This window comes from Streptomyces sp. (assembly GCF_031181555.1).
Classification (GTDB): domain Bacteria; phylum Actinomycetota; class Actinomycetes; order Streptomycetales; family Streptomycetaceae; genus Streptomyces; species Streptomyces fimbriatus.
On record NZ_JAPSKQ010000231.1, the window covers coordinates 1 to 7,839 of the forward strand.

At 71.2% G+C, this 7,839-nt stretch carries 7 protein-coding genes and 1 tRNA gene; 2 read left to right on the forward strand and 6 right to left on the reverse strand.

From position 1 onward, the window contains the following. Positions 1-3: 3 nt before the first annotated feature. Positions 4-85 (reverse strand) — tRNA-Tyr (locus tag RIM90_RS29105). A 235-nt stretch (positions 86-320) separates the two neighbouring features. On the opposite strand from RIM90_RS29105, the gene RIM90_RS29110 reads away from it, so the two are divergent. Both RIM90_RS29110 and RIM90_RS29115 read left to right on the forward strand, forming a co-directional pair. Then, positions 321-809, forward strand: coding sequence for a YajQ family cyclic di-GMP-binding protein (locus RIM90_RS29110; RefSeq protein WP_159535251.1), 489 nt, complete (start codon positions 321-323; stop codon positions 807-809). A 334-nt stretch (positions 810-1,143) separates the two neighbouring features. After that, on the forward strand, positions 1,144-2,391 hold the full coding sequence (locus RIM90_RS29115) for an APC family permease (protein ID WP_309063741.1): 1,248 nt from the start codon (positions 1,144-1,146) through the stop codon (positions 2,389-2,391). 118 nt (positions 2,392-2,509) lie between these two features. Here the strand turns inward: RIM90_RS29115 and RIM90_RS29120 are convergent, their stop codons facing one another. From RIM90_RS29120 to RIM90_RS29140, 5 genes are all read right to left on the reverse strand, one after another. After that, positions 2,510-3,076, reverse strand: a complete 567-nt coding sequence (locus RIM90_RS29120) for an SMI1/KNR4 family protein (RefSeq protein WP_309063742.1) — start codon at positions 3,074-3,076, stop codon at positions 2,510-2,512. Positions 3,077-3,184: 108 nt separating this feature from the next. Further along, on the reverse strand, positions 3,185-3,580 hold the full coding sequence (locus RIM90_RS29125; protein ID WP_309063743.1) for a YccF domain-containing protein: 396 nt from the start codon (positions 3,578-3,580) through the stop codon (positions 3,185-3,187). After that, positions 3,577-4,440 carry a zinc metalloprotease HtpX gene (gene htpX, locus RIM90_RS29130; RefSeq protein ID WP_309063744.1) on the reverse strand — a complete coding sequence of 288 codons (864 nt, stop codon included), beginning with the start codon at positions 4,438-4,440 and terminating at the stop codon, positions 3,577-3,579. The genes RIM90_RS29125 and htpX overlap by 4 nt, the downstream gene beginning before the upstream one ends. Before the next feature lie 261 nt (positions 4,441-4,701). Next, positions 4,702-6,201, reverse strand: a complete 1,500-nt coding sequence (locus tag RIM90_RS29135) for an NADH-quinone oxidoreductase subunit N (protein WP_309063745.1) — start codon at positions 6,199-6,201, stop codon at positions 4,702-4,704. Next, positions 6,198-7,772: an NADH-quinone oxidoreductase subunit M gene (locus RIM90_RS29140; RefSeq protein ID WP_309063746.1), complete on the reverse strand. Its 1,575-nt coding sequence runs from the start codon at positions 7,770-7,772 to the stop codon at positions 6,198-6,200. The genes RIM90_RS29135 and RIM90_RS29140 overlap by 4 nt, the downstream gene beginning before the upstream one ends. Positions 7,773-7,839 lie beyond the last annotated feature (67 nt).

Sequence of the window (7,839 nt, forward strand, 5' to 3'; positions counted from 1 at the left end):
GTGTGGCGGCGCCAGGATTCGAACCTGGGAAGGCTGAGCCGGCAGATTTACAGTCTGCTCCCTTTGGCCGCTCGGGCACACCGCCGGGTTTGCTGCCGTCGAACCGCCTTGCGGCGGTGCTCCGTGGCAACGACGTAAACAATACCCGATGGACAGGGGTGCTTCGCCACCCGATTGATCGCCACCCGGGGGCCGGGGGGTGGCTAGGCTTGTCCGGATGCGGCCCGGGACCGATACCGGGCTCGGTGGCCGCCCCACGTACGCCGGTACGCATCCGGTTCGCAGCCCGATACGCACCCCGATACAAGGAGCCACAGGACATGGCCGACTCCAGTTTCGACATCGTCTCGAAGGTCGAGCGGCAGGAGGTCGACAACGCCCTCAACCAGACCGCCAAGGAGATCTCGCAGCGCTACGACTTCAAGGGCGTGGGCGCCTCGATCTCGTGGTCCGGGGAGAAGATCCTCATGGAGGCGAACTCCGAGGACCGGGTGAAGGCTGTCCTCGACGTCTTCCAGTCCAAGCTGATCAAGCGCGGTATCTCCCTGAAGGCCCTGGACGCGGGTGAGCCCCAGCTCTCGGGCAAGGAGTACAAGATCTTCGCGTCGATCCAGGAGGGCATCTCCCAGGAGAACGCGAAGAAGGTGGCGAAGATCATCCGCGATGAGGGCCCGAAGGGCGTGAAGGCGCAGGTGCAGGGCGACGAACTGCGGGTCAGCTCCAAGAGCCGTGACGACCTGCAGGCCGTCATCGCCCTGCTGAAGGGCAAGGACTTCGACTTCGCCCTGCAGTTCGTGAACTACCGGTAAGGCCGACAAGGCCGGGGCCGGTGGCGTCCGCGCGCCGCGCAGGCACGGGGAAGGGCGGGCATCCTGTGGCTGCCCGCCCTTCTCGCTGTCGGCTGCGGATGCGCGGCGCGGTCAGGCCCGCGAGTGGTCCACCAGCCGTGCCGCCGCCCCTTCCGCCACCCCCGCACCGTCCACGACGTGGTGGAATCCCGTTCCGGATCCGGCTCGGCGATCGTGCCCCGTCTCTCCGCCCCTCTGCCGTTCGTCCTGTCGCACCCGGTTGTTCGCCCTGTCTTGGTGTACGGGCCATGCGGGGTACGGGCGGCGGTTTCACCGGTCAGTAGGGTGCAGCCTCATGACAGCGCCTCCCGGTTCCGGACTCCGCCGCACGCTCGGTGTCGGCGACGCCGTGGTCATCGGTCTCGGCTCGATGGTGGGAGCCGGGATCTTCGCCGCGCTGGCGCCCGCCGCGCAGACGGCCGGTTCCGGACTGCTCCTCGGGCTCGCGGTCGCCGCCGTGGTCGCCTACTGCAACGCCACGTCGTCGGCCCGCCTCGCCGCCCTGTATCCGGCCTCGGGCGGCACGTACGTGTACGGGCGCGAGCGGCTCGGGGAGTTCTGGGGGTATCTCGCGGGCTGGGCGTTCGTGGTCGGGAAGACGGCCTCCTGTGCGGCGATGGCGCTCACCGTGGGCGCGTACGTCTGGCCGGGGCAGGCACACGCCGTGGCGGTCGCCGCCGTCGTGGCGCTGACCGCGGTGAACTACGGCGGTGTCCAGAAGTCCGCGTGGCTGACGCGGGCGATCGTGGCCGTGGTCCTGGCTGTCCTCGCTTCCGTGGTGGTCGTGTCCCTGACCTCCGGGGAGGCCGATGCCGGGCGCCTGGGCATCGAGGTTCCGGACGGTGCCGGCGGGGTGCTTCAGGCGGCCGGTCTGCTGTTCTTCGCCTTCGCCGGATACGCCCGGATCGCGACCCTCGGCGAAGAGGTCCGGGATCCGGCGCGCACCATTCCCCGCGCGATCCCGTTGGCCCTGGGCATTGCGCTGGTCGTGTACACGGCTGTCGCTGTGGCTGTCCTTTCCGTGCTGGGGGCGAAGGGGCTGGGCGACGCCACTGCGCCGCTCGCCGACGCGGTGCGGGCCGCCGGGGTTCCCGGGCTGGCGCCCGTGGTGCGGGTGGGTGCGGCGGTGGCCGCGCTGGGTTCGCTGCTCGCCCTGATCCTGGGGGTCTCCCGGACCACGCTGGCCATGGCCCGGGACCGGCATCTTCCGGGTGGTCTGGCCGCCGTGCATCCGCGGTTCCGGGTGCCGCACCGGGCGGAGCTGGCCGTGGGCGTGGTGGTCGCCGTGCTGGCCGCCACGGTGGATGTGCGGGGCGCGATCGGCTTCTCCTCCTTCGGGGTGCTGACGTATTACGCGGTGGCCAACGCCTCGGCCTGGACGCTCCGTCCGGGGCCGGCGGCGCGAGTGGTGCCGGCGCTGGGGCTCGCCGGGTGCCTGGTGCTGGCGTTCTCGCTGCCGGGGCTTTCGGTGGCGATCGGCGCGGGCGTGCTGGCGGTGGGTGTGCTGGCCTACGGGGTGCGGCGGTCGAGGGCCGGCCGCTAGCCGTGCCGGGTGCCTCGCGGCCCTCGGGCCCGGGGGCCGGATGCCCGCACCGGGGCGGGCGGGGGCGTCGTGGCTCGCCCCGTCCGGCGACGCCGGTGCCGCCGCCGGACCGCGTCGCTCAGGACGCCGGTGCCGGCTTCGCGGGTATGCGGACGTCGGTCCACGGGGCCAGGTCCACGCCCTCGTTCTCCTCCTCGTACCAGCCCGTGCCCTCGACCCAGGAGCGCAGCCAGTGCGAGAGGCTCGGGGCGTCGACGTACCACGCGAGGGCCGGGTCGCCCGGGTTGGGTTCGAAGAGCACGACGGTGGCCTCGGGGGAGCGGCAGTCCACACAGGCGTACATTCCGCAGCCCCAGTGGGATATCGGCAGTACGCCCTCGGGCCACGGCCAGTCGGGGTCCTCGCGGCCGCTCTCGCGGTTGGCGAGGTACTGGACCACGGCGGCGGGTTCGTCGGAGGGCGGGCTGTCCAGGAGGGGCAGCAGACCGTACTCGGGGCCGAAGCCGCCGTCCGCTATCCGCAGGTAGAGATCGGCGAGCAGAGGCGGCAGCTCAAAACCCAGGGCGGCTTCGGCCCGGACCAGTGCGGCCGCGTCGATGGGCTCGGGCAAGGACGGCCGGCCCCATGGGCGGACGGTGCGGGCCTTGGCCGCCACCAGTGTCAGCAACTGCTCGTGCTCGGTCATGCGTTCATCATGCGGGCCGCCACTGACAATCGGGCGGGCCTGTGGACAACCTCCGGGCTGTGGACGACGTGCGGGGCGCGGCGTGCTCCGACGGGCCGGCCCCGGGTCTTACCAGCGCGAGGTGAACGGCTGGTCCGTCCGCACGATCTCGCGGCCCATCGGGAGCAGGGAGACCGGGATCAGCTTGAAGTTCGCGATGCCGAGCGGGATTCCGATGACGGTCACGCACAGGGCGACACCGGTGACGATGTGCCCGATCGCCAGCCACCAGCCCGCGAGGACCAGCCACAGCACGTTGCCGACGAAGGAGGGGGCGCCCGCGTCGCGGCGCTCGACCGTCGTGTGTCCGAAGGGCCACAGGGCGTAGACACCGATGCGGAAGGCGGCGATGCCGAAGGGGATGCCGATGATCGTGATGCACAGCAGCACGCCTGCGAGCAGGTAGCCGAGGAACAGCCAGAAGCCGCTGAGAACGAGCCATATGACGTTCAGAATGGTCTTCACTGGATGTGACCTGCCATCTTCTCGAGTCGGGCGATGCGTTCCGTCATCGGCGGGTGGGTGGAGAACATCTTCGACATCCCCTGCCCCGGTCGGAAGGGGTTCGCGATCATCATGTGGCTGGCCGTCTCGATGCGGGGCTCGGGCGGCAGCGGGAGCTGTTTGGTGCCCCGTTCCAGCTTGCGCAGGGCGCTCGCGAGGGCGAGCGGGTCGCCGGTGAGCTGGGCGCCGGAGGCGTCCGCCTCGTACTCCCGGGAGCGGCTGATGGCCAGCTGGATGAGGGACGCGGCGAGCGGGCCGAGGATCATGATCAGCAGCATGCCGAGGAGGCCGGGACCGTCGTCGTCGTCGGAGCGGCCGATCGGGATGAGCCAGGCGAAGTTGACCAGGAACATGATCACGGAGGCGAGGGCGCCGGCGACCGAGGAGATCAGGATGTCGCGGTTGTAGACGTGGCTGAGTTCGTGGCCGATGACACCGCGCAGCTCGCGCTCGTCCAGCAGGCGCAGGATGCCTTCGGTGCAGCACACGGCGGCGTTGCGCGGATTGCGGCCGGTGGCGAAGGCGTTGGGCGCTTCCGTCGGGGAGATGTACAGGCGGGGCATGGGCTGGCGGGCCTGGGTGGAGAGCTCGCGGACCATGCGGTACAGCCCCGGGGCCTCGAACTCGCTCACCGGGCGGGCGCGCATCGCGCGCAGGGCCAGCTTGTCGCTGTTCCAGTACGCGTACGCGTTGGTGCCGAGTGCGATCAGAACGGCGACGACGAGCCCCGCGCGGCCGAAGAAACTGCCGATGACGATGATGAGTGCGGACAGTCCCCCGAGGAGGACTGCGGTCCTGAGCCCGTTGTGCCGGCGGTGCACGGTACGCCCTCCAAGTCGTGCGGCAGGGGAACCCTTCGCTTGCTGATCTTCCTTCTGACCTGCGCTGCCACTGGTGTCGTGGGGTCACGTCCAGTGGACCCTCCCGTATCGGTCAACGCCAGGCGGGAGGCACTAGTTCCCTTGTGCGCGCGAGGGCGCGTGTGACCCGTCCGGGTGACGGCGGGTCCCTGGCGGCACGCGCGCGTGGGAACACGCGGTGATGCGAGTGCCCGCGCGCGCGTGCCGGATGCGGGCCGGCCCTCAGAACAGTCCGGTGTCGGTGAAGCGGAGGACCAGCTGCGGCGCGCCGGACAGGGCGATGCCCAGGACACCGGTCAGGGCGATCGCGGCGGTGAGGGGGGCGGGGAGACGGTGCTTCACCGGTTCGCCCTCGGGGGCGCGGAACAGCAGGGCCGTCCACTGGAGGTAGTAGACCAGCGCGATGACGACGTTGACGGCCATGACGACGGCGAGCCAGCCGAGTCCGGCGTCGACGGCCGCGGAGAAGACGGTGACCTTGGCGAAGAGGCCGATGATGCCCGGCGGGAGTCCGGCGAGGCAGAGCAGGAAGAAGCCCATCAGGAGCGCGGTGAGCGGGCTGGAGGCGTACAGGCCGCGGTAGTCGGCGACGCGGTTGAGGCGGTGGGCGCGGCCCACCAGGGCGGCCACGGCGAAGGCGCCGAGGTTCACGGCGCCGTACATGAGCGCGTAGGCGAGGGTGGAGCCGATCGACTGCTCGGGATCGTCGGAGTACGCGGCGGCGGCGATCGGGACGAGGAGGTAGCCGGCCTGGCCGACGGAGGACCAGGCGAGCAGGCGTACCGCGCTGTACGCGCGCGTGGCCTGCTGCCGGAGGGCGCCGACGTTGCCCGCGGTCATGGTGAGGGCGGCCAGCACGGCGAGCGCGGGGCCCCAGACGTCGGCGTAGGACGGGAGGGCGACGACCGTGACGAGGATCAGGCCGGAGAAGCCGACGGCCTTGCCGATGACGGACAGGTAGGCGGCGACCGGCAGGGGGGCGCCCACGTAGGTGTCGGGCACCCAGAAGTGGAAGGGGACGGCGGCCGTCTTGAAGGCGAAGCCGACGAGGGTGAGGACCACGCCGGTCTGGGCGAGGGTGTGGAGCTGTCCGTCGACGTCCTGGATGCGCTCGGCGATCCGGGTGAGGTGGAGGGTGCCGGTGGCGGCGTAGACGAAGCTGACGCCCATCAGGCTGACCGCGGTGGCGGTGACCGAGGACAGGAAGAACTTCAGGGCCGCTTCGGAGGACTTGCGGTCGCCCTGGCGGAGGCCGACCAGGGCGAAGGCGGGCAGGGAGGCGACCTCCAGGGCGACGATGAGGGTCGCGAGGTCGCGGGAGGCGGGCAGGAGGGCCGCGCCGGCCGCGGAGGACAGGAACAGGAACCAGTACTCCCCCTCCGGGAGCCGCTTGCCGGCGTCCTTCAGGGCGGTGACGGACAGCAGGGCGGCCAGGAGGGCGCCGCCGAGCACCAGGAACTGGATGACGAGGGTGAAGCGGTCGGCGGTGTAGCTGCACACGCCGGTGTCGCCGACCAGGCAGAAGGTGCTGCGGTCGGCGTCGAGGAGGGGCAGCAGCATGAGCGTGGCGGCGGCGAGTCCGGCCACCGAGAGCCAGCCGAGCAGCGGTTTCCTGGCCTCGCCGACGAACAGGTCGGCGACGAGGACGACGAGTCCGACGACCGCCGCGATGGTGGGCGGCGCGATGGCCAGCCAGTCGACGGACTGGACGAGGGAGCTCATCGGGTGCCTCCTGCGAGGAGCTGCTGCACGGCCGGGTCGGTGAGCCCGAGGAGGGCCCTGGGCCACAGCCCGGCGACGACGGTGAGGACGACGAGCGGGGTCCAGGCCGCGAACTCGTAGCCGCGCACGTCGGTGAGTTTCGGGGCTTCCTGCGGTACGGCGCCCATGCAGACCCGGCGGACCACGACCAGCAGGTAGGCGGCGGTCAGCAGGGTGCCGAACGCGCCGATCGCCATGAAGGTGAGGAAGGCGGGGCGGCTGAGCCCCTCGGCGGGGTCGAAGGCACCGAACAGGGCGAGCATCTCGCCCCAGAATCCGGCGAGGCCGGGCAGGCCGAGGGAGGCGACGGCGCCGAAGGCGAGCAGTCCGCCGAGGCGGGGAGCCCTGCCGTAGAGGGCGGCGCCGGTCTCCTCGGCGAGGGTGTCGAGGTCGGTGCTGCCGGTGCGGTCCTTGAGGGCTCCGACCAGGAAGAAGAGCAGGCCGGTGATGAGGCCGTGGGCGACGTTGGCGAACAGGGCGCCGTTGACGCCGGTCGGGGTCATGGTCGCGATGCCGAGGAGGACGAAGCCCATGTGGCCGACGGAGGAGTAGGCGATGAGGCGCTTGAGGTCGCCCTTCGCGCCCCGCTTGGCCAGGGCCAGGCAGGCGAGGGATCCGTAGATGATGCCGACGACGGCGAAGGCGGCGAGGTAGGGCGCGAAGGTGCGGAATCCGTCCGGCGCGACGGGGAGCAGGATGCGGACGAACCCGTACGTGCCCATCTTCAGCAGGACGCCGGCCAGCAGCACCGAGCCGACGGTCGGCGCGGCGGTGTGGGCGTCGGGCAGCCAGCTGTGCAACGGCCACATCGGGGTCTTGACCGCGAGCCCGATCCCGATCGCCAGAACGGCGATGACCTGCACGGACGTGGTCAGCGACCGGCCGTTGTCAGTGGCGAGTGCCACCATGTCGAACGTGCCCGCCTTGATTCCGATCAGGAGCAGGCCGAGCAGCATGACCACGGAGCCGAGCAGCGTGTAGAGGATGAACTTCCAGGCGGCCCCGGCCCGGCCCTCGCCGCCCCAGCGGGCGATGAGGAAGTACATCGGGATGAGGACCATCTCGAAGGCGAGGAAGAACAGGACCAGGTCGAGGACGGCGAAGGTCGCGAGGGTGCCGGACTCCAGGACGAGCAGCAGGGCGACGAAGGCCCTCGGGGAGGGACCCGCGGGCGGCTTGAAGTACGAGTGGAGCGCGCAGAGGAAGGTCAGCAGCGCGGTCAGGACCAGAAGGGGGAGGGAGATGCCGTCGGTGCCGAGGTGGATCCGCACGTCGAGTGCGGGGATCCAGCTGATGTCGGTCGTGGCCTGCATCGTCGACGGCCGGTCGTGGTCGAAGCCGAGCGCGAGGACGACCGCCGCGACGAGGACCGCGCCGGTGACCGTCACGCCGTGCCGGAGCACGGCCTGCTCGGGTGACTTCCCCTTCAGTCCGGGCGGGGCCGGCAGGAGAGCGGCGGCGGCGCCGAGGAGCGGGCCGACGACGAGGAACGCCAGAAGGAACTGCATCACGGACTCGTTGATATCGATCACGCCTGCTCACGCTCCCGTGGCGACGAGGACGGCGGCGACCGCGAGGACGACGGTGCCGGCGAGCAGC

Excerpts from the sequence above, each read along its gene's own strand:
- RIM90_RS29110 (WP_159535251.1), top strand. The coding sequence starts at position 321 with ATGGCCGACTCCAGTTTCGACATCGTCTCGAAGGTCGAGCGGCAGGAG.
- RIM90_RS29115 (WP_309063741.1), top strand. The coding sequence starts at position 1,144 with ATGACAGCGCCTCCCGGTTCCGGACTCCGCCGCACGCTCGGTGTCGGC.
- RIM90_RS29120 (WP_309063742.1), bottom strand. The coding sequence starts at position 3,076 with ATGACCGAGCACGAGCAGTTGCTGACACTGGTGGCGGCCAAGGCCCGC.
- RIM90_RS29135 (WP_309063745.1), bottom strand. The coding sequence starts at position 6,201 with ATGAGCTCCCTCGTCCAGTCCGTCGACTGGCTGGCCATCGCGCCGCCC.